At 66.3% G+C, this 18,492-nt stretch carries 17 protein-coding genes; 8 read left to right on the forward strand and 9 right to left on the reverse strand.

Annotation, left to right across the window (positions count from 1 at the left end):
• Positions 1 to 275: 275 nt before the first annotated feature.
• From ACZLZY_RS05205 to ACZLZY_RS05225, 5 genes are all read right to left on the reverse strand, one after another.
• Positions 276 to 539 (reverse strand): hypothetical protein, encoded by a 264-nt coding sequence (locus ACZLZY_RS05205; RefSeq protein ID WP_472932415.1) that lies wholly within the window; start codon positions 537 to 539, stop codon positions 276 to 278.
• 193 nt (positions 540 to 732) lie between these two features.
• Positions 733 to 906, reverse strand: a complete 174-nt coding sequence (locus tag ACZLZY_RS05210) for a hypothetical protein (RefSeq protein WP_472932417.1) — start codon at positions 904 to 906, stop codon at positions 733 to 735.
• 238 nt (positions 907 to 1,144) lie between these two features.
• Positions 1,145 to 2,380 carry a DUF3422 domain-containing protein gene (locus ACZLZY_RS05215; RefSeq protein WP_472932419.1) on the reverse strand — a complete coding sequence of 412 codons (1,236 nt, stop codon included), beginning with the start codon at positions 2,378 to 2,380 and terminating at the stop codon, positions 1,145 to 1,147.
• 499 nt (positions 2,381 to 2,879) lie between these two features.
• A complete protein-coding gene (locus ACZLZY_RS05220) occupies positions 2,880 to 3,311 on the reverse strand; it encodes a hypothetical protein (protein WP_472932421.1) in 432 nt (143 codons plus the stop codon).
• Positions 3,311 to 3,502, reverse strand: a complete 192-nt coding sequence (locus tag ACZLZY_RS05225; RefSeq protein ID WP_472932423.1) for a type II toxin-antitoxin system HicA family toxin — start codon at positions 3,500 to 3,502, stop codon at positions 3,311 to 3,313. The genes ACZLZY_RS05220 and ACZLZY_RS05225 overlap by 1 nt, the downstream gene beginning before the upstream one ends.
• Positions 3,503 to 3,842: 340 nt before the next feature.
• Between ACZLZY_RS05225 and ACZLZY_RS05230 the strand changes: the two genes are divergently transcribed.
• Entirely contained in the window at positions 3,843 to 6,668 is a 2,826-nt protein-coding gene (locus tag ACZLZY_RS05230) for a beta strand repeat-containing protein (protein WP_472932424.1), read from the forward strand.
• A gap of 134 nt (positions 6,669 to 6,802) precedes the next feature.
• Here the strand turns inward: ACZLZY_RS05230 and ACZLZY_RS05235 are convergent, their stop codons facing one another.
• The 4 genes from ACZLZY_RS05235 to ACZLZY_RS05250 form a co-directional block, all read right to left on the reverse strand.
• On the reverse strand, positions 6,803 to 7,573 hold the full coding sequence (locus ACZLZY_RS05235; protein ID WP_472932426.1) for a glutamine amidotransferase: 771 nt from the start codon (positions 7,571 to 7,573) through the stop codon (positions 6,803 to 6,805).
• A 46-nt stretch (positions 7,574 to 7,619) separates the two neighbouring features.
• Positions 7,620 to 8,642 (reverse strand): LacI family DNA-binding transcriptional regulator, encoded by a 1,023-nt coding sequence (locus tag ACZLZY_RS05240; RefSeq protein WP_472932428.1) that lies wholly within the window; start codon positions 8,640 to 8,642, stop codon positions 7,620 to 7,622.
• A 112-nt stretch (positions 8,643 to 8,754) separates the two neighbouring features.
• The gene (locus tag ACZLZY_RS05245) at positions 8,755 to 10,002 is read right to left on the reverse strand and encodes a M20 metallopeptidase family protein (protein WP_472932430.1); all 1,248 of its coding nucleotides are present in this window, start codon (positions 10,000 to 10,002) and stop codon (positions 8,755 to 8,757) included.
• Entirely contained in the window at positions 9,999 to 11,171 is a 1,173-nt protein-coding gene (locus ACZLZY_RS05250; protein ID WP_472932432.1) for a M24 family metallopeptidase, read from the reverse strand. Before ACZLZY_RS05250 ends, ACZLZY_RS05245 begins: the two co-directional genes overlap by 4 nt.
• Positions 11,172 to 11,499: 328 nt before the next feature.
• Between ACZLZY_RS05250 and ACZLZY_RS05255 the strand changes: the two genes are divergently transcribed.
• The 7 genes from ACZLZY_RS05255 to ACZLZY_RS05285 all read left to right on the forward strand — a co-directional run bounded on the left by ACZLZY_RS05255 (position 11,500) and on the right by ACZLZY_RS05285 (position 18,459).
• A complete protein-coding gene (locus ACZLZY_RS05255) occupies positions 11,500 to 12,438 on the forward strand; it encodes an ABC transporter substrate-binding protein (RefSeq protein WP_472932434.1) in 939 nt (312 codons plus the stop codon).
• A gap of 80 nt (positions 12,439 to 12,518) precedes the next feature.
• Positions 12,519 to 13,310 (forward strand): ATP-binding cassette domain-containing protein, encoded by a 792-nt coding sequence (locus tag ACZLZY_RS05260; RefSeq protein ID WP_472932436.1) that lies wholly within the window; start codon positions 12,519 to 12,521, stop codon positions 13,308 to 13,310.
• Positions 13,311 to 13,402: 92 nt separating this feature from the next.
• Positions 13,403 to 14,341, forward strand: a complete 939-nt coding sequence (locus tag ACZLZY_RS05265) for an ABC transporter permease (RefSeq protein WP_472933115.1) — start codon at positions 13,403 to 13,405, stop codon at positions 14,339 to 14,341.
• Positions 14,341 to 15,423, forward strand: a complete 1,083-nt coding sequence (locus ACZLZY_RS05270; protein WP_472932438.1) for a phosphotriesterase family protein — start codon at positions 14,341 to 14,343, stop codon at positions 15,421 to 15,423. The genes ACZLZY_RS05265 and ACZLZY_RS05270 overlap by 1 nt, the downstream gene beginning before the upstream one ends.
• Entirely contained in the window at positions 15,420 to 16,385 is a 966-nt protein-coding gene (locus tag ACZLZY_RS05275; RefSeq protein ID WP_472932440.1) for a ribokinase, read from the forward strand. The genes ACZLZY_RS05270 and ACZLZY_RS05275 overlap by 4 nt, the downstream gene beginning before the upstream one ends.
• Positions 16,382 to 17,221 (forward strand): BtpA/SgcQ family protein, encoded by an 840-nt coding sequence (locus ACZLZY_RS05280; protein WP_472932442.1) that lies wholly within the window; start codon positions 16,382 to 16,384, stop codon positions 17,219 to 17,221. The genes ACZLZY_RS05275 and ACZLZY_RS05280 overlap by 4 nt, the downstream gene beginning before the upstream one ends.
• A complete protein-coding gene (locus ACZLZY_RS05285) occupies positions 17,218 to 18,459 on the forward strand; it encodes a Zn-dependent hydrolase (protein WP_472932444.1) in 1,242 nt (413 codons plus the stop codon). Before ACZLZY_RS05280 ends, ACZLZY_RS05285 begins: the two co-directional genes overlap by 4 nt.
• Positions 18,460 to 18,492: the final 33 nt, after the last annotated feature.

Here is an 18,492-nt window from a genome sequence, read left to right on the forward strand (position 1 = left end):
GTCGGGATAATGGACGTGACCGCCAGCGCCTACTTGATCTCTTTCCGTGCTGATGCAATCAAGGATTGATATGACGCTACGGAAGGCATGCAATGTATCTTTCAGTCGGCTGGCTACCGTTCAAGGCTGCAAAGGAAGCGATAAACCACGTCGGCCTTTCTCCGGCTCGAGGCTTCATCATTGGCTTCGCCATTTGTGCTGTATTCTGGACAGTGGTTCTCTATATAATTTTCTCGTAGTCCCGATTGCAGCACCTTCCCGACGATACCTCCTACTTACCGATGTCCGGGCTTACCCTCCCGCTCGATCATCTCAACATGCCGGCACATGCTGAGGACTAAATGTTCAGCGAGAATTCTCGCTGCTTCGTCGTGCACAGGCGAGTAGCGCTTGCGTGGGGTTTCAGCGATCATCGTGAACGTAGAGGCTGGCAGCTCACGTAAGGCCAGCAGCAGCGCTGAGCGAGCAGTGTGCTGCGGCCGAGTGTGGCTGCCATCGAAGCGCAGGATCGGGGCGATGTAATTCGAGCGCTGGCTCATGATGCCGATACCATCCGCCTCAACCGATAGCGGGCTGAGTTCGCCAGGGTCAGGCGCAGGGCCGCGTCCACCACCAACCTTGCAGCCTCAATCAATTCGTCCAAAGCCTCCTTCCGAACAGCCATCCGGTCACGCCTGGCGTCTCGGCGGAGTTCGTCGATGTCGGTGAGGAATCCTGCATGGATCTCACAACTCACGAGCGGAGCCCTCGACGGACATAGCCAGCAGACACCGTCCGGTCGATTTCACGCTGGCCAAGAATCAGCTCCCGTATGGCGCGACGCAGGTCGCCATCACACATGCGAATGGCCTCCTGAACGTCTTCCTCGATAGCGTCTACGACGATCTTCTGCTCTGCCTGGCGCATCTCAGTCTCCTGATTCTTCGTATGATCGTGACACGATAGACGCGAGACGTGAAGCATTTGTTCCTGTTTTGTTCGCATTAAAGGACAGGAGTCACAGGAATGGCGCAGAGCATCAAGAATGATGCAGAGGGCCTACGGAAGGCTTGGGAGCGCTAAATCTCGATGTCGCCATGACTGAAGGCGCGCGCGTTATGCGATGAAGGCGATCGGGAGGTGTCGCTTTGCCCGCCCCTCGCGGTCAATGACCGCCTGTCAGTGAGTTCTTGACGCGTCGGACGGCGAACCAGACCGCGAAAATGACCGCCGGCGCGGCGGCGACCACGATCCATTTCGGGGCGTGGAAATCCTCGCCGAAGCCACCCATCCCGTCGAGCACCACCTTAATGATCCCCAGGAGGTAGTAGCTGATGGCGATAATGGAGAAGCCCTCGACCGCCTCCTGAAGCTTGGTCTGCAACGCCACTCTCTGCGCGACCGAATTGAGCATCATGGCGTTCTGCTGCTCCAACTCGACCTGGACGGATGTTCGCAGCAGTTCGCTCGCCCGCGCCACGCGGACCGCCGAGCTCTCGATGCGCATGTCCGCCTGTTCGCAGGAGCGGACGGCGGGGCGGAAACGACGGTCGATGAAGACGCCGATGCGCTGGTGACCCTCTACCCTTGTTTCACGCAACTCTTCCAGCCGAGCGAAGACGAGGTCCGCGTAGGCAGCCGTCGCCGCGAAGCGGACGCGGGTCTTGGTGGAGAACTCGAGGATGTCGGCCGAAAGCTTGGCGATCTCCGCCAGCAGAGCCTCCGCCTTTCTCTCGGCACCGCCAAGAGCGCTCACGATCAGCTGGAGGCGCTTCTCGAAGTCGGCGCATCGCGCGAACGCCTCCTGCGACAGCGGATGACTGAGCAGCGCCATCATCCGGTAGTTCTCGATTTCCAGCAGGCGCCGGACTATTCGCCCGGTTCGATAGGGGTTCAGCTTCTTGTTCATCAGCACGATCCGGATCGAGCCGTTCTCGTCGAGCCGATAGGTCGACCATGCCTCGGCCTCGCCGCCCCCGACGGTCGAGGCAATCGCCTCCCCGTCTCCCGGGAGCAAGATCCTGGGATCGTCGAGCCCGGTGGTCACCAGGACCTCGACCGAGACGAGCAGCTGCCCCTGGACCGTGCCGAGCACCTCGATCCAGGCGGGGTCTGGCTCCGGCATCTGGTCGACCCTGCCGCTCCATGGCATGACGTGCGTCAGCGAGATGAACTCGTTGTGCACTTCCCATTTGATCTGACCGTTCCCGCAGACCGCGATGCCGCTCTTCCCGTCGCGGGTCAGTTCGGCGTCACCGTAAAGCGTGTGCGGCACCCAGGACGAGGGGCCGCCGACGTGGAAGGCGGCGTGCCAGACCAGCGACGGGGCCTCGAAGTACAGTGACGGGCGCGCGTGCAACTCGTCGTGAAGCTGGCGGCGCATCGGATGATCGACTGGCATTCTCGAACCCTGGACAAAGACGAGGACGAAGGCCTGCCGCCGCCCGCGCCGAAACAGCACGCGATCGAAGCAAGGGCAGCACCCCCGATGTCATGAACTCTTAGCCTATCGTGATCAGGCTGGCATCACCGTCGACAACGACCGTGTGCACGGCATGGACCGTCGCTGGATCTGGTCGCGGGCGAGCAGCGGCACGTGCCCAGGGTTGGTGGCGGCTGCCAGAGCGCCGCCGTCCATGGCGCATCCGAAAGGGGCGGACACCCAAGGACCCACCGAGCGCTGGGCTCGAACACCTCGGGGAGCCTCCCGGCCCAGCCCCTGTCGGTCGAACCCACTGACAGCCGCCATGCCCTGACACGCGTCATGCGGCGAAGCCCTTGCGGTCAGGCGGCCCCGACAGCACCAAGCCGCCCTGCCCTCGGCACGCGGATCGCTTGCCGCAGCCGGGCGAAATCCGGCGGGCCGATATCGGCGCGGTCGGCCTCCCTCGCGCGCGGCATCAGAACGTGCCGCCGGTTACCCTCACCTCCATGCCGATGCCGACATGACGCAGGGCTGCCTGCAGGAGGCCGAGCTCGGAGTTGCGGTCGACGGCGAGCAGCCGGTCGACCCGGTCCTCGGGCGCATACAGCATCTGCGCCAGCCGCTCGCGCGAGATCCCCTTCTCCCGCATGCCGATGTAGAGGGCGCCCTTCAGGTACAGCAACGGCGGGACTTCCAGGAAGTTGTCGGTCGGAGTGCCGCTGAGAGGAATCGGCAAGGGTTCATTGTCCTTGATCCGCGCCGCGATCGTCGTCTGCAGCGCCTTGGCGGCATTCTTGAACGCCTTGGCGCGGATGCTGCCGAAGGACGCCGCCTCCGGAAAGGCGGGGATGGTCAGCAGCCATGTGCCGTTCGTGTCGCGCCGGCCGACCACGTCGTAATAGCGCATCAGGCGGTTATCCCGAGGTCCGCCTTCACCTTTTCCACGAAGAGGTGCCCGACCTCGATGTTCTGGTCATGGCCCGGCCAGATGGTTTTCCGCTGCCCGTAGCGGATCACCAGGTGATCGTTCAGCGGCAGCTTGGCGTCGAAGGTGCATCCGGCCGTCCGAAGCACCGCAAAGAAGCCGCCGATGGTCATCCCTCATCCTCCCCGCTTCAACTATTCATAAGCTTAGCTTTGCAAGTCGATAGTAAGGCAAGCCTTCTAAAACAGGGAGATTGGAAGCATCGTCACTGGTTTTCAATCCTCGCCACTTGGATTCTTGTAGTCGTGGCAAAGTAGTCAGCAAACATATAGGTGGCAACTAAATGTATACGTTAAAATATACCTAAGTGCTCCTTGATTAGATAAGGAAGCGCGTGCATAGGTGCCGCTGCGTCACCCTTGGATGTCATTGGTTAGCAAGATCCGAAGGTGAACGGTGCGCGGTGTGCACGCCCGTACCTCATGTAACGAATGGCTCCAGGAGAGATAAACAATGGCTAGCACCATCTATACCGGCGCAGCGTCCGCCTCGACGGCGTATAACCCGTCCGACGTCTACACGCTGAACCTCTCGCCCGCCTCGATCACGAACGTCTCGCAGTCCGGCGCGAACGTCGTCATCCAGACGGGCGCGACCGCGCTCACCATCACGGGCGTGACGCTGGCGGCGCTGGCCACCACCAATTTCGTCCTGCAGGGCGGCGGTTCGGTTACCCTCGGCGACGGCCTGGCGGCCACCGCGAACGACGACAACGGCAACACCATCACTGGCACGGCCTTTGCCGACATCCTGCTCGGCCTCGGCGGCTCGGACACGATCATCGGCGGCTTCGGCAACAACCTGATCTTCGGCGGCGCCGGCTTCAGCGACACGGTCGACGCGGGCGACAGCATCACCGCGGGCAGCGGCAACGACACGATCTACGGCAATGCTGGCAACGACACGATCACGTCCAGCACCGGCACCGACGTCATCTATGGCGGCCTCGGCAATGACGTCATCAGCGTCACGCCGAACCTTGGCCAGACGGCGACCATCTACGGCGGCGGTGCCGTCAGCGACGCCGTCGACACCGGCATCGACACCATCACGGTTGGCGCCAGCGGCGCGGCCGTCGCGGGCGCGGCCTTGATCTACGCCAATGGCGGCGACGACATCGTCAACGTCTTCTCGACCGGCAACAACTCGGTCTATGGCGGCCTCGGCAACGATAGCATCACCCTCGGCGCAGTCGGCACGCTCGCCAGCGGCAACAACTTCGTCGCCGGCGGCACCAACGATACCGACACGATCAGCATCTTCGGCAACGGCAACAACACCGTCTACGGCGGCACCGGCTCGACCGACACCACCGACCTCGCGGACCGCATCACCGTCACCGGCAACGGCAACAACGCACTCTACGGCAATGCCGGCAACGACACGATTTCGGCAACCGCAGACGGCAACAATTCCATCTACGGCGGCCTCGGCAACGACAGCGTGACCCTTATCGGCAACGGCAACAACCTGATCTACGGCGGCACCGCCGATACCGATACCATCAACGTCGCCGGCAACGGCAACAACACGATCTACGGCGGCGCCAGCGCCAACGACACGGCCGATCTCGCCGACAACATCGACGTGAACGGCACCGGCAACAACGTCATCTACGGCAATGGCGGTGACGACAACATCGGCCTCGGCCTGCCCCTCAACGTTCTCGGGCAGAACAGCATCTACGGCGGCATGGGTAACGACACCATCGTCGTCGAAGGCGGCGTTGCACCCGGCGTTAACGGCACGGCCCCCCTCGCCCCCTCGCTGCTGATCCAGGCAGGCTCGGGCGAAGACTCCGTCAACACCACCGGCTTCAACTTCGGCAAGACCACGATCTACGGCGGCAACGGCGTCAACGACACCACCGACGGCGGCGACATCATCCGGGCCGGCGGCAGCGCCGACCTGATCTACGGCAATGGCGGGGCCGACGTCATCACCACCGGGGCCGGCGCCGACAGCGTCAACGGCGGCACGGGCGTCGACCGCATTCTCATCGACGGCCTCGGCAACAAGGTCATCGGCGGCAACGAGACGGGCGAGCAGATCATCGTCAACAGCGCCTCGACCTTCACCGCTGCCCTGAACGGCACGGACGTCGTCGTCACCGACGGCACTGCCCGCACGATCACCTTCACCGGCGCGCAGAACAGCATCATCAACATCGGTGTTCAGGCTGGACTGACGGACAGCAACTTCGTCACCAACACTGGCGTCGTTCCCACCAACCTCTTCCTCGCCAACTTCGGTGCGACTGGTGCTACGCTGACGGGCCTCAGCATCTTGGCCGGCAGCGACACGATCTACGGCGGTACTGGCGCCGACACGATCATCAGTGGCGGTGGTAACGACAGGATCTTCGCCGGTGGCGGCAATGACTCAATCGACGTTTCTCCGTCGGGCACAGTCTCTGTCTTTGGTGGCGACGGCAACGACACGATTTCGATGGGCGCCTTCCTTGGCGCAACGGACTCGGTCAATGGCGGCGATGGGGTGGATGTCATCAACGTAACCGGGGACGCGGCCCTGACGCTCGTTACAAACGTCGAAGTGCTCAATGTCACCTCTGCTATCGCAACAGTAATCACCCTCGGCGGCGATAACCTTCTTGTGGCGGGTCAGTCGCTGACGCTGAACGCGGGTGCGGGTGGAACCACCTTTAACGGAGCCGCTGAGGGACAGGGCAGTTTCAACCTCGTCGGCGCGGCAGGTCAGGATGCACTCCGCGGCGGCGGCGGGTCTGATACGATCAGCGGTGGCGGAGACCAAGATGTTCTCGTCGGCTTCGGCGGTAATGATATCATCAGCGGCGGCGCAGGCGACGACCAGATTAGTGGCGGTGTAGGTGCCGACTCGCTCGATGGCGGCACCGGTATCGATACCTATTTTTACGCCTCAAGCGGGGACTCTGCCACTACAACAGGAACGTTTGCCGCTAACGCCACCTCCGTCACCATTCCGGCCGCCGGCGCCGACGTTGTGACGGTCACATCCGGAGATATTGCTCAGCTGACCGGAGTCTTCACAGCAGTTGCTGCTACCGCCGCCTCCAACAACGGTGCAATTCAGAACTCACACGTCACCGCAGCGCTCGATGCCTACGTCTTCCAAGGCTCAGGCTCTGATGCCGGAAACTTCTACTTGGCTTACGAAACGACTGCTGGGGCTAACAACGCCGTTGGAAACCTTGAGGTCGTTAAGCTGATTGGATTTGACGCAAACGATACTTATACCGTGAGCAACGCCGGCCTGGTGACATTCACTTCGGTGGCATAGTCTAGCGCTGAGCGCTATTGCAAAGAAAACATTTCAATGGAAAAGGGGCGACCTTTGGTCGCCCCTTTTTTGTAGAGATTATGCAGGTACTGCTAAGCAGGGTGCATAAGGCACAAGTCTCTGGCGCCCCGAACCTAAGTCAGCCGCGTGACCCACCCCAGCGCGTTCTTCCAGAGCTTCGCGTACCCCTCCCATTCGACGAAACTGTTCGGCAGCCAGTGAGGACCGATGTCGGAGGTCCAGGCGAGCGTGCGTCCCTTGCCGAACTCGCCGGTGACGAGCAGCGGGTGGCCGCCCTCCTCTGCCGGCAGCGTCGCCAGCACCTCGGCGCCGTCCTTCAGCACCACTTCGTTGGCACCGAGGAGCATCGGCCAGGGGCCGTCGAGGCCTTGCAGGATCGGATGCGCGGGGTTGCCGGTGACGGCGGGGACAAAGCCTTCCGGGATTTCCAGGCGGTCGTCATAGGGAAGGCACGCGACCGGCAGCGCCTCCTCGACCGCCGTCGCCCGCCAGCGCGCCTTGCCGTCGATCCCCTGGAAGGAGAAGTAGCCGCCCATCATCAGCAAGCCGCCGCCGGCGCGCGTCCATTCGCGGATCAGCTTCAGCCGGTTCGGCACCGGCTTGCCGTGCATCCACACCTCCTGCGGCAGGAGGAAGGTGTTGGTGCCGATGTCGGAGAGGATGATCGCGTCATAGGCGGCAAGGCCGGCCATGTCGTAGGGAAACTCGGCCGCGGCGGCGTGCGCCGTCATGTAGGTCAGCTCGAACTCGCTGTCTTTCAGGGCTGCCACCAGCGGCTCGGCGCCGAGGTGGAAGGTGACGCTGCCGAACTGGTCGAAACCCTTGTAGTGGATGGCGGAGCTCGTCCAGCTTTCGCCGACGAGGAGGACTTTCTTCTGGACCATGTCGCTTTCTCTTTCGTATCGGCCGGCCTTTCGGCCGGGCGCTGGGTCAGGCGATCCGCCGGACCGATTGGCGGATCACGAGGTCGACGGCGAGCCGTTCGACCGTCGGTGCGGTGTCGCCGCCGATGGCGGCCAGCAGCAGGTCGAGGGCGCGCTCGCCCATCGCCTGGATGGGCTGGCGGACCGCCGTCACGGGCGTCGCCATCAGTTCCAGCGGGCTCGCATCGTCGAAGGTGACGATCGAGAGATCACCAGCCACGGCGACCTGCCGCGACGCCATCACCCGGAGGATGCCGATGAGGATCGGGTCGCTGCCGGCAAACACCGCCGTGGCGCCCGCCTTGCCGTCGATCAGCGCTTCGCCCGCCGCGCTGCCGAAGGCGGTGGCGTATTCGCCGAAATGCTCCGCGACGACCTCGACGCCGGGCCCCGCCTCCTGCACCGCCGCATGGAAGCCGGCGGCGCGCTCCCGGGCGCTCATCAGGTCGCCGGGGCCGCCGACATGGGCGAGGCGCCGGTGCCCGGCCTCGATCAAATGGCGGCCGGCGAGGTAGCCGCCCTGGTGGTTGTCGGAGAAGATTTTCGAGACGGCGGTGCCGGCGACGTCCTCGTCGACGAGGACGATGCGCGCCGCGTCGTTGATCGCCGTGGCGAGCGTCCCGTCGGCATCATTGTGGTTGGTGGCGAACAGCAGGCCGTCGACGACGCCGACGCCGAGCGTCGAAATGTATTTCAGCTCGCGGCTCGGCTTGTTCGACGTCGAACACAGCATCACCGCCACGCCGCGCGCATCGGCGGCCCGCTCTACCGCAGCGGCAAGGCCCGCGAAGAAGGGGTTGTCGATCTCCGGAATGACCAGCCCGATCGCATCCGACCGGCCGCGGCTGAGGCTGCGGGCGTGGTGGTTCGGCCGATAGCCAAGCTCCTTCACTGCGTCGTCGATGCGCCGTCCGGTGTCGACCGGCAGCACCAAGAGGCCGTTGAGGTAGCGCGAGACCGCCGCGGGCGACAGCTTCGCCGCCTTGGCGACCTGGTCGAGCGTGATGCGCTTGGTGACGGGCTTTTCCATGCCTCAATGCTGCCGTGATCCGGCGTCTTAGTAAAGCGCTTAATTCGTGCACGCGACCCTAAGATCGGCGAATTATGCGGCAGACCGTTCGACGGAGCGGTCTCGGCTGCCTTCACGCCGGACGCGACGAACCTTCGCGGCAGCCTTCGTCGCGTCCGCCGAGAAAGCCGAGGATGCTGCCGACCAGCACCTTTGCCCCCAGAGGAAGCGCGGCTTCATCGACGTGGAGACGCGGGTGGTGCAGCGCAAAAGCCTCGCCGCGGGCGGGGTCCGCGATGCCAAGCCGGAAATAGACCGAGGGCACCGCCTCGCTGTAGAAGCCGAAATCATCGGCCGCCGTCCAGCCGGGCGCAGCCAGGAGCGCGCCTTCGCCAAGCGCTGCCCCGGTTGCCGCCCCGACCACAGCCACCATGCCGGCATCGTTGACCACTGCCGGCTCGCCGCTGACGATCTCGACGCGCGCTTCCCCGCCATGCGCGGCGGCGATGCCGCTGGCGATCTCGCGCAGCCGCCGCTGCGCCAGAAGCCGCGTCGCCGCGCGGCCGGAGCGCAAGGTGCCGCGCAAGGTCACACGATCGGCAATGATGTTGTAGGCCCCGCCGCCGGCAAAGCCGGTGACCGAGACGATCAGCGGATCGAAAGCCGCCGTCTCCCGCGCCACGATCTTCTGCAGTTCGCCGACCACCGCACAGCCGATGGCGATGGCGTCGACACCGCGAAAACTCTCGGCGGCATGCGCCGAGCGCCCGGTGATCACGATGTCGAAGATGTCGGACGCCAGCGTATAGGGGCCGGCCCCCAACGCCACCCGCCCGGTCGCGAGAAACGGATCGACGTGCAGGCCGATCGCCGCATCGATATCCCGAAGGTGCCCCTCGGCGACGATCCGCCGCCCGCCCAGCGGCTCGGCCTCCTCCGCCGGCTGGAAGATGAAGCGCACCGTGCCGCCGAAATGCGCGCGCTGCCGGTGCAGCGTCGCCGCGGCGGCGAACACCATGGCGGCATGCGCGTCGTGGCCGCAGGCATGCATGACGCCCGGGTGGACGGAGGCGAAGGGCAGCCCGGTCTCCTCGTGGATCGGCAAGGCGTCGATGTCGGCGCGCACCGCCAGCCGGCGGTTCGACGTCGGCGCCAGCCCCTCCACGTCGACGACGAGGCCCGTTCCCGCTGCCGGCTTGGCCTCCATCCCCTCCCCGGCCAGGCAGTCCCGGAGATAGCGCTGGGTTTCGACCTCGGCATTCGACAGCTCGGGATGCGCATGAAGGTGCCGGCGCACCTCGATCATGCGCGCCAGGAGATCGGCGGGGATGGCCGCGATTTCCAGATCGCCGGCCGCCGGCAGAACGGTCGCCGCCGTCATTTGCAGAAGACGTCGCGCGGAAACCTTGTGATCGTCTCCGCGCCGGAGTCGGTGACGAGGATGGTCTCGCTGACCTCCATGCCCCAGCCGTCCATCCACATGCCGAGAATGGCATGCAGCGTGTTGCCGGGCTGCAGGATCGTGCGGTCGCCGGCACGCAGGCTGATGGTGTGCTCGCCCCAGTCCGGCGGATAGGCGATGCCGATGGAATAGCCGATGCGCGACTCCTTGGTGAGGCCATAGCGGGCGATCACCCGGCGCCAGGCCGCCTCGACCGATTCCGCCGTTTCGCCGGGTTTTACCGCCGCCAGCACCGCCTCCATGCCCTCGAGCACCGCCTTGGCGGTCTCGGCAACGGCGGGCGGAATTGGGCCGAGCTGCATCGTCCGGGCCAGGCCCGCGGTGTAGTGCCGCCTTGCGCCGGCAAGCTCCAGCGCCACCGTCTCGTTCGCGCCGAAGCGCCGGTCGCTCCACATCAGATGCGGCGCCGAGGCGTTCTCCCCGCCGAGGATCGTCGGCGGCAGAGCAGTGACGTCCCCGGCATAGCCGGGCTCGCCCGCAACCTGCGCTGCCTGGATCTTCGCGATGGCGTCGCATTCGCGCACGCCCGGCTCGATGACGTCGTAGGCGGCGTGCATGGCGCCTTCGACGAGCCTTGCCGCTTGCCGCATGTACGCGATCTCGCCGGCCGACTTCACCGAGCGGACCCAGCTGACCAGAAGCCCGGAATCGACGATCTCCGCGTTCGGCAAGCCGGCGACGAGGCACGCATGCGCCTTGGCGGTGTAGTAGTAGGCGTCGAGCTCGACGGCGATCCGGCCCTTGCCCCAGCCCTTGTCGGCCAGCCAGCGGGCGATCCAGTCCATCGGATGGCGGTCGCTCTGGTGGACATAGGCCTCGGGGAAGCCGACGACGTTCTCCGGGCTCATCCAGGCGGTCAGCCGGCCGCCAACCGCATCCATCGCCCGGCCGAGCCAGACCGGCTCGCCCTCGAGCGGCACGACCACGCATTGCGGCGTGTAGAACGACCAGCCGTCATAGCCGGTGAGATAGTGCTGGTTGGCGATGTCGTTGACGACGAGGAGATCGAAGCCCTTGCGCTGCATTTCCAGGCGGACGCGAGCAAGGCGCTCGGCATAGTCGTCGAGGTCGAAGGGCAAGGGAACCATTGTCGCTCCATGCTGGGTGTCGGGGAACGCCGCCGCATCTGCAGCACCGTTCCGCCAGCAGCGGAGACTGGCCTTCAGCGGTTTCCCCTGTCAATCGCGGCAGTCGGGCGGCATGCTCCTGCCGGCAGATCCGCCGGCTTCGGGGCAAGCCCGCAACCTTTCCATCTGCCTGGACAGGATGCCTCTTTTGAAGGCAGTTCGTTCGGTGACAAATCTCTATTCAAGGAGCTTGACAGGCGTTCAAGGATTTTGAAGTCTGATCCGGCGGCCGAGCGCTGATCGCAGGGGCGACAGGAAGAGTCCGCGACCAGACAGAGGGGGTACTGACATGCGCCTGACCCGAATGCTCTCCCGCAGCATCGCCACCGCCGCCATCCTTGTCGCCATTGGCAGCGCGGCCAATGCCGCGACCTATGCCCTCGTCACCATCAACCAGCAGGCGTTGTTCTTCAACCAGATCAACGACGGCGCCAAGAAGGCGGCGGATGCCGCGGGCGCCGAGCTTGTGATCTTCAACGCCAACAACGTGCCGGCCGCGCAGAACGACGCCATCGAGACCTACATCACCCAGAAGGTCGACGGCATCATCCTCGTCGCCATCGACGTCAACGGCGTGAAGCCGGCGATCACCGCCGCCAAGGCCGCCGGTATTCCCGTGATCGCCATCGATGCCCAGATCCCCGACGGCGACAACATTTCCTTCATCGGCGTCGACAACGCTAAGGCCGGCGAGGACATCGGCAAGCACTATGCCGACTACGTCAAGGCCGAGATGGGGGGCACCGCGAAAGTCGGCATCGTCGGCGCGCTGAACTCCTTCATCCAGAACCAGCGGCTCGACGGCTTCAAGAAGGCGGTCACCGCCAGCGGCCTCGCCGTCACCGTCACCGACACCGTCGACGGGCAGAACGTTCAGGACGTGGCGCTGGGGGCCGCCGAGAACCTGATGACCGCCAATCCCGACATGACGACGATCTACGCGACCGGCGAGCCGCAACTGATCGGCGCCGTCTCCGCCGTCGAGAGCCAGGGCCGCCAGAGCGACGTGAAAGTGTTCGGCTGGGACCTCACCGCCCAGGCGGTGAAGGGCATCGACGAGGGCTGGGTCGCCGCCGTCGTGCAGCAGGACCCGGCCGGCGAGGGCAAGGCCGCGGTCGAGGCGATGGAGAAGCTCGGCAAGGGCGAGAAGATCGAGCCGATCATCAACGTGCCCATCACCATCGTCACCAAGGCGAATGTCGACCAGTTCCGCGGCATGTTCAAATAGAGCTGACACCCGCGACCCCACGCCGACCAGCATCCGGGCGCGTCGCCCGGATGACCCATGCCATGACGGGAAACAGCTGAATGGAAGACCGATACCGGGTCCGGATGACCGGCATCTCGAAGCGCTACGGGCCGATCCAGACGCTCGACAACGTCTCGCTGAACCTCAAGGCCGGTGAAGTGCTCGGCCTCGTCGGCGACAACGGCGCCGGCAAGTCGACCTTGTCGAAGGTGCTCTCGGGCGCCGTGGTCCCCGATGCCGGCACGATCGAGATCGACGGCGAGGTGGTCTCCTTCGCCTCGCCGGCCGATGCGCGCCAGAAGCACGTCGAGATGGTCTACCAGGACCTCTCGCTCTGCGACACGGTGGACGTCGCCGGCAACATCTTCCTCGGCCGGGAGCCCAGGCGCCGGTTCCTCGGCCTGCCGCTGCTCGACAAGCCGCGCATGCACACCGATTCCCGCGCCATGCTGGAAAAGCTCGGCATCGACATCGCCGACACACGGCTGAAGGTCGAGAACCTCTCCGGCGGCCAGCGCCAGTCGATCGCCATCGGCCGCGCCGCCTCGTTCAACCCCGCCGTGCTGATCATGGACGAGCCGACGGCAGCGCTCGCCGTCGCCGAGGTCGAGGCGGTGCTGGACCTCATCCGCACGGTCAGCGCCCGCGGCGTCAGCGTCATCCTCATCACCCACCGCCTGCAGGACCTCTTCCTCGTCTGCGACCGCATCCAGGTGATGTACGAGGGCCGCGCCGTCGCCGAGCGGCTGATCGGCGAGACCAGCATCGAGGAGGTGGTGAACCTCATCGTCGGCCGCAAATTCGCCGCGCGCTCCGCCGGCCGGGCCGACAGCGCGGGAGCACCGCTATGACCACGACGACCGAGCCCTCCCCCGGCAACGCTAGCCTGCATGCCCATGCCGGCCCCGCGCGGGTGCGCCAGGCGACCTGGCACGACTGGTTCATGGCGAATGGCAGCGTCGCCTCGATCGCCATCTTCTTCATCGTCGTCTGCCTGCTCTTCACCTTCACGACCGGCGCCTTCCTGACCGCGCCGAACCTTCTGAATGTCATCCGGCAATCGGCCCCGCTGCTGATCGTCGCCGCGGCGATGACGCTGGTGATCACCACCGGCGGCATCGACCTCTCCGTCGGCTCGGTGCTCGCCCTCGTCAGCGCCCTGTCGGCGACGCTCCTGCAGCTTGGGCTGCCCTGGCCGGTGGTGATCCTGGCCATGCTGACACTCGGCGCCTTGATCGGCGCGATCCAGGGCTTCTTTGTCGCCTATGAGGGCATTCCCTCCTTCATCGTGACGCTGGCCGGCCTGTCGGTGATCCGCGGCATCGCGCTGCTCATCACCAATGGCTATTCCATCCCGATCGAACCGACGAGCGCCTTCGTCTATATCGGCCGCGCCTGGCTGTTCGGCGTGCCCTTCCCGGCGATCATCGCGCTGGTCGTCCTCGCCGTCGCCTACATCACCTTCAACGAGACCCGCTTCGGCCGCTACATCACCGGCATCGGCGCCAATGCCGAAGCGGTCAGGCGGGCCGGCGTCGACACGCGGCGCACCACGCTGATGGTCTATGTCATCTCGTCGAGTGCCGCGGCGCTCGCCGGCATCATCCTCGCCGGACGCCTCGGCTCCGGCTCGTCGAACTCCGGCCAGGGTTTCGAGCTCGAGGTGATCGCCGCCGTGGTGCTCGGCGGCACCAGCCTGTTCGGCGGACGCGGCACGATCGTCGGCACCGTCCTCGGCGCGCTGACGGTCGCCGTCATCGCCAACGGCCTGATCCTCTCCCACATGTCGCCGTTCCTGACGCCCATCGTCACCGGCTGCATCATCCTCGTCGCGATCTGGCTGAACTTCCGCCTTTTCCGTGGCGCGGTGAGGCGGCGCTGATGACCCTCGACTTTACCGAGCGAAACACCGTCCCGGACGGCGTCGGGGTCGCCACCGGCCAGGTGATGACCGTGCAAGGCCCGATCCCCGTCGCCGAGATGGGGGTGACGCTGATGCACGAGCACATCCTGATCGACGGCGCGAAATCCTGGGCTTGTCCCTGCCATCCCGATCTTGCCGCGATCGCGGAGCAGCCCGTCTCGATCGAGATCATCGGCGAGCTCCGGATGAACCCCTACATCAACCGCGACAATGTCAGCCTCGATGACAGCGACCTCGCCCTCACCGAACTCAAGATGTTCCAGAAGCTCGGCGGCCATACGGTGGTCGACCCGACGAACATCGGTATTGGCCGGGATCCCACCAAGCTCGCCCGCATCTCCCGCATGTCCGGCCTCAAGATCGTCATGGGCTCGGGCTTCTACCTCGAGCACACGCATCCGGACTGGCTGAAAGCGATGGACGTCGACGACGTCACCGCGTTCCTGGTGAACGATGTCGGCGGCGGCCCCGAAAAGCCGGCGGTCATCGCCGGCATCATCGGCGAAGTCGGCGTCAGCAAGGACTTCACCCCCGAGGAGAGGAAATCGCTGCGCGCCTCGGCGCGGGCCTCGGCCCTCACCGGCGTGCCGCTGTCGATCCACCTGCCCGGCTGGGAGCGGCTGGCGCACGAGGTGCTGGATGTCGTTGAGGCCGAGGGCGCCGATCTCCGCCACACCGTCCTCTGCCACATGAACCCGAGCCACGAGGACCTGCCCTACCAGAAGGCCCTCGCCGAGCGCGGTGCGTTTCTCGAATACGACATGATCGGCATGGACTACTACTATGCCGACGCGGACTCGCAGTCGCCTTCCGACGAAGAGAACGCACGGGCCATCCGCTCGCTCGTCGACATGGGCTTCGAGGACCGCATTCTCCTGTCGCAGGACGTGTTCCTCAAGATGATGCTGACCCGCTTCGGCGGCTTCGGCTACGCCTACATCCTCCGCCACTTCGTGCCGCGGCTGCTGCGCCATGGCGTCGAGCAGGCGGTGATCGACCGCATGATGACTGACAATCCGCGGTCGGTCTTCGCGGCATGACCGTCCATGTCGTCGGCAATGTCTGCATCGACACGACCTTCCGCCTCCAACGCTTCCCGCAGGCGGGTGAGACGCTGAACGCTGCCGCCGTCTCCGACGGCCTCGGCGGCAAGGGCGCCAACCAGGCCGTCGCAGCCAGCCGGACCGGCGCCGACGTGCGCTTCTGGTCGGCCATCGGCCACGACGAGACCGGCTTGCGCATCCGCGCCTTGCTGGCGGCGGAAGGCTTGGACATCGCGGGCCTTGCCGTTCTCGCCGGGCCGAGCGACCGCTCGTCGATCTTCGTCGACGCCGCCGGCGAGAACATGATCGTCAGCGCCGTCCCCTCGGCGACCGCCTTCGATCCGCTGGCGGAAACCGCCTTCGGATCCACCCTCCTCCCCGGCGACATCGTCGTCCTGCAAGGCAATCTCGGTCCGGCCGCAACTCAAGGCTGCCTGGCTCTCACCAAGGCCCGCGGCGCGACCACGATCCTCAATGCCAGCCCCCTCCCGCCGGACGGCGGCATGGCCATCGCCGACGTCGACATCCTGATCGTCAACGCGGTCGAGGCAGCGATCCTGTCCGGCCGCGAGCTGCCCGAAGCCGGCGCCTTGGCGCTGCTGGAGCGCGGCCCCGGCTGCGTGCTTCTGACGCTCGGCTCGGCCGGGGCGGCACTTGGCCTCGCCGGGTCGCAGGACCTCGTCCGCATCGCCGTTCCCGCGGTGGCGGTGGTCGACACGTCGGGCGCCGGCGACGTGTTTTGCGGGGTCGTCTCCGGCCTCGTCGCGCTCGGCATCGGCGTCGAGCCGGCAGCGAGGCTGGCGGTGCAGGCGGCGTCGCTGGCGGTGACGCGGCCGGGAACACTCTCCTCCTGCCCGAGCGCTGCCGAGATCGCTGCGCTGCGGGCCGGCGCAACAGAACTCCCATCGGCGGCGAACTTGCCGCTGATCCAGCAACGAACTGAAGCGGAATCTCGATGAACACCAAGAAGCCCATCGGCCAAGCCGGCGGCGACGCCATCCAGCAGATCTTCGGCCGCCCCAAGGCGGTGATCGGCGTCGTCCATCTCGCCGCCCTTCCCGGCGCGCCGCGGCATGACGGCGAAACGGTCGAGGCGATCTACCAGCGCGGCCTCGACGACGCCCGCGCCTATCTCAATGGGGGCTGCGACGGGGTGATCGTCGAGAATCACGGCGACGTGCCCTTCGCCAAGCCCGACGACATCGGCCCGGAGACATCGGCCCACATGGCCGTGGTGGCCGACCGCATCCGCCGCGAGCTCGGCAAACCGATCGGCATCAACGTGCTCGCCAATGCCGCCATTCCGGCGCTCGCCATCGCCAGCGCCAGCGGCGCGAGCTTCGTGCGCGTCAACCAGTGGGCCAACGCCTATGTCGCGAACGAGGGCTTCATCGAGGGCGAGGCGGCGCGGGCGATGCGCTACCGCGCCCACCTCCGCGCCAAGGGCGTCAAGATCTTCGCCGACGCGCACGTGAAGCACGGGGCGCATGCCATCGTCGCCGACCGGCCGGTGGAGGAGCAAGTGAAGGACCTCGTCTTCTTCGACGCCGACGTCATCATCGCCACCGGCCAGCGCACCGGCCACGCCGCCGACCTCGGCTACATCCAGATGATCAAGGAGGCTGCCGGCCTGCCAACACTCGTCGGCAGCGGCGTGACGCCTGACAACGTCAACGACATCCTCGGCGTCGTCGACGGCGTCATCGTCGCGAGTTCGCTGAAGTACGACGGCGTCTGGTGGAACCAGGTCGAGCCGGCGCGGGTGACGGCATTCATCAACGGCATCCGGCGGTGACCGCAAGGGCGGCCATCGATCCCGCGCGCCTCGCCCGCCGCCTCGACCAGTTCGCCGGCATCGGCGGCACCCCGGCGGGCGGCGTCGACCGCCAGGCACTGATGCCGGGTGACCGACAGGCCCGCGCGCTGTTGGCCGAACTCGCATCCGCCCGCGGCTTCACGGTGAGCCAGGATCCGATGGCGAACCTCTTCGTCCGCCGCGAAGGCCGCGACCCGCAGCTGCCGCCGCTGATGATCGGCAGCCATCTCGACACCCAGCCGACGGGCGGACGCTTCGACGGCGCGCTCGGCGTGCTCACCGCCTTCGAGGCGCTGGAGGCGATCGAGGATGCCGGGCATGAGACCGCTCGGCCGATCGAGCTGGTGTCGTGGACGAACGAGGAAGGCAGCCGTTTCGCGCCCGGCGCCATGGGCTCGCGGGCGTTTGCCGAGGGCGCGATCCCCGCCGCCTGGGCCGAACTTTCCGACGCCGACGGTGCCGCCTTCGCCGGCGAACTGCAGGCGACGCTCGCTGCGCTCCCGGTGCACATGCGGCCGCTCGGCACGCCGCTGTCGGCCTATGTCGAGCTGCACATCGAGCAAGGGCCGGTGCTCGAGCGTGAGCGGATACCGATCGGCGTCGTCACCGGCGTCCAGGGCACCCGCTGGCTGGAAGTGACGATGACCGGCCGCGCGGCACATGCCGGCACGACGCCGCTCGGCTTCCGCCGGGATCCCCTGGTCGCCGCCGTCTCGCTGCTGAAGGTGCTGCAGGACTCCGTCATGCCCGAGGACGAGGATGTGCGCCTGACCGTCGGCCGCATCACAGCGCAGCCCGGCTCGGTCAACGCCATTCCCGGCAGCGTGACGTTCAGCCTCGATCTCCGCCATCCCCGCGCGGCGCGGCTGGCGGAGCTGGAGGCGCATGTGCGGACGCTCGCCATGGGCTTTGCCGCCACGCAAGGCTGCACGGCCGAGGTCCGGCAGACGCTCGACATGCCGCCCGTCGCCTTCGACGAGGAGTTGCTGGTCGCCATCGAGGAGGCGGCGGCCCGGACGCATCATCTCTGCCGCCGCATCCTTTCCGGCGCGTTCCACGATGCGCTGTTCATCGCGCGGCGGGCGCCGAGCGCCATGCTGTTCGTGCCGAGCCGCGACGGGCTCAGCCACAACGAGGCCGAGCACACCGCGCCCGAGGACTGCGCGGCCGGCGCCGCGGTGCTCCTGGAAACGGTGCTGGCGCTCTCCTCCCGCTGACGCCGGCACAGCCCCCGTCCAGTCCCGAAGGAG

The sequence above is a fragment of the Mesocryomonas lacus genome, assembly GCF_055730135.2.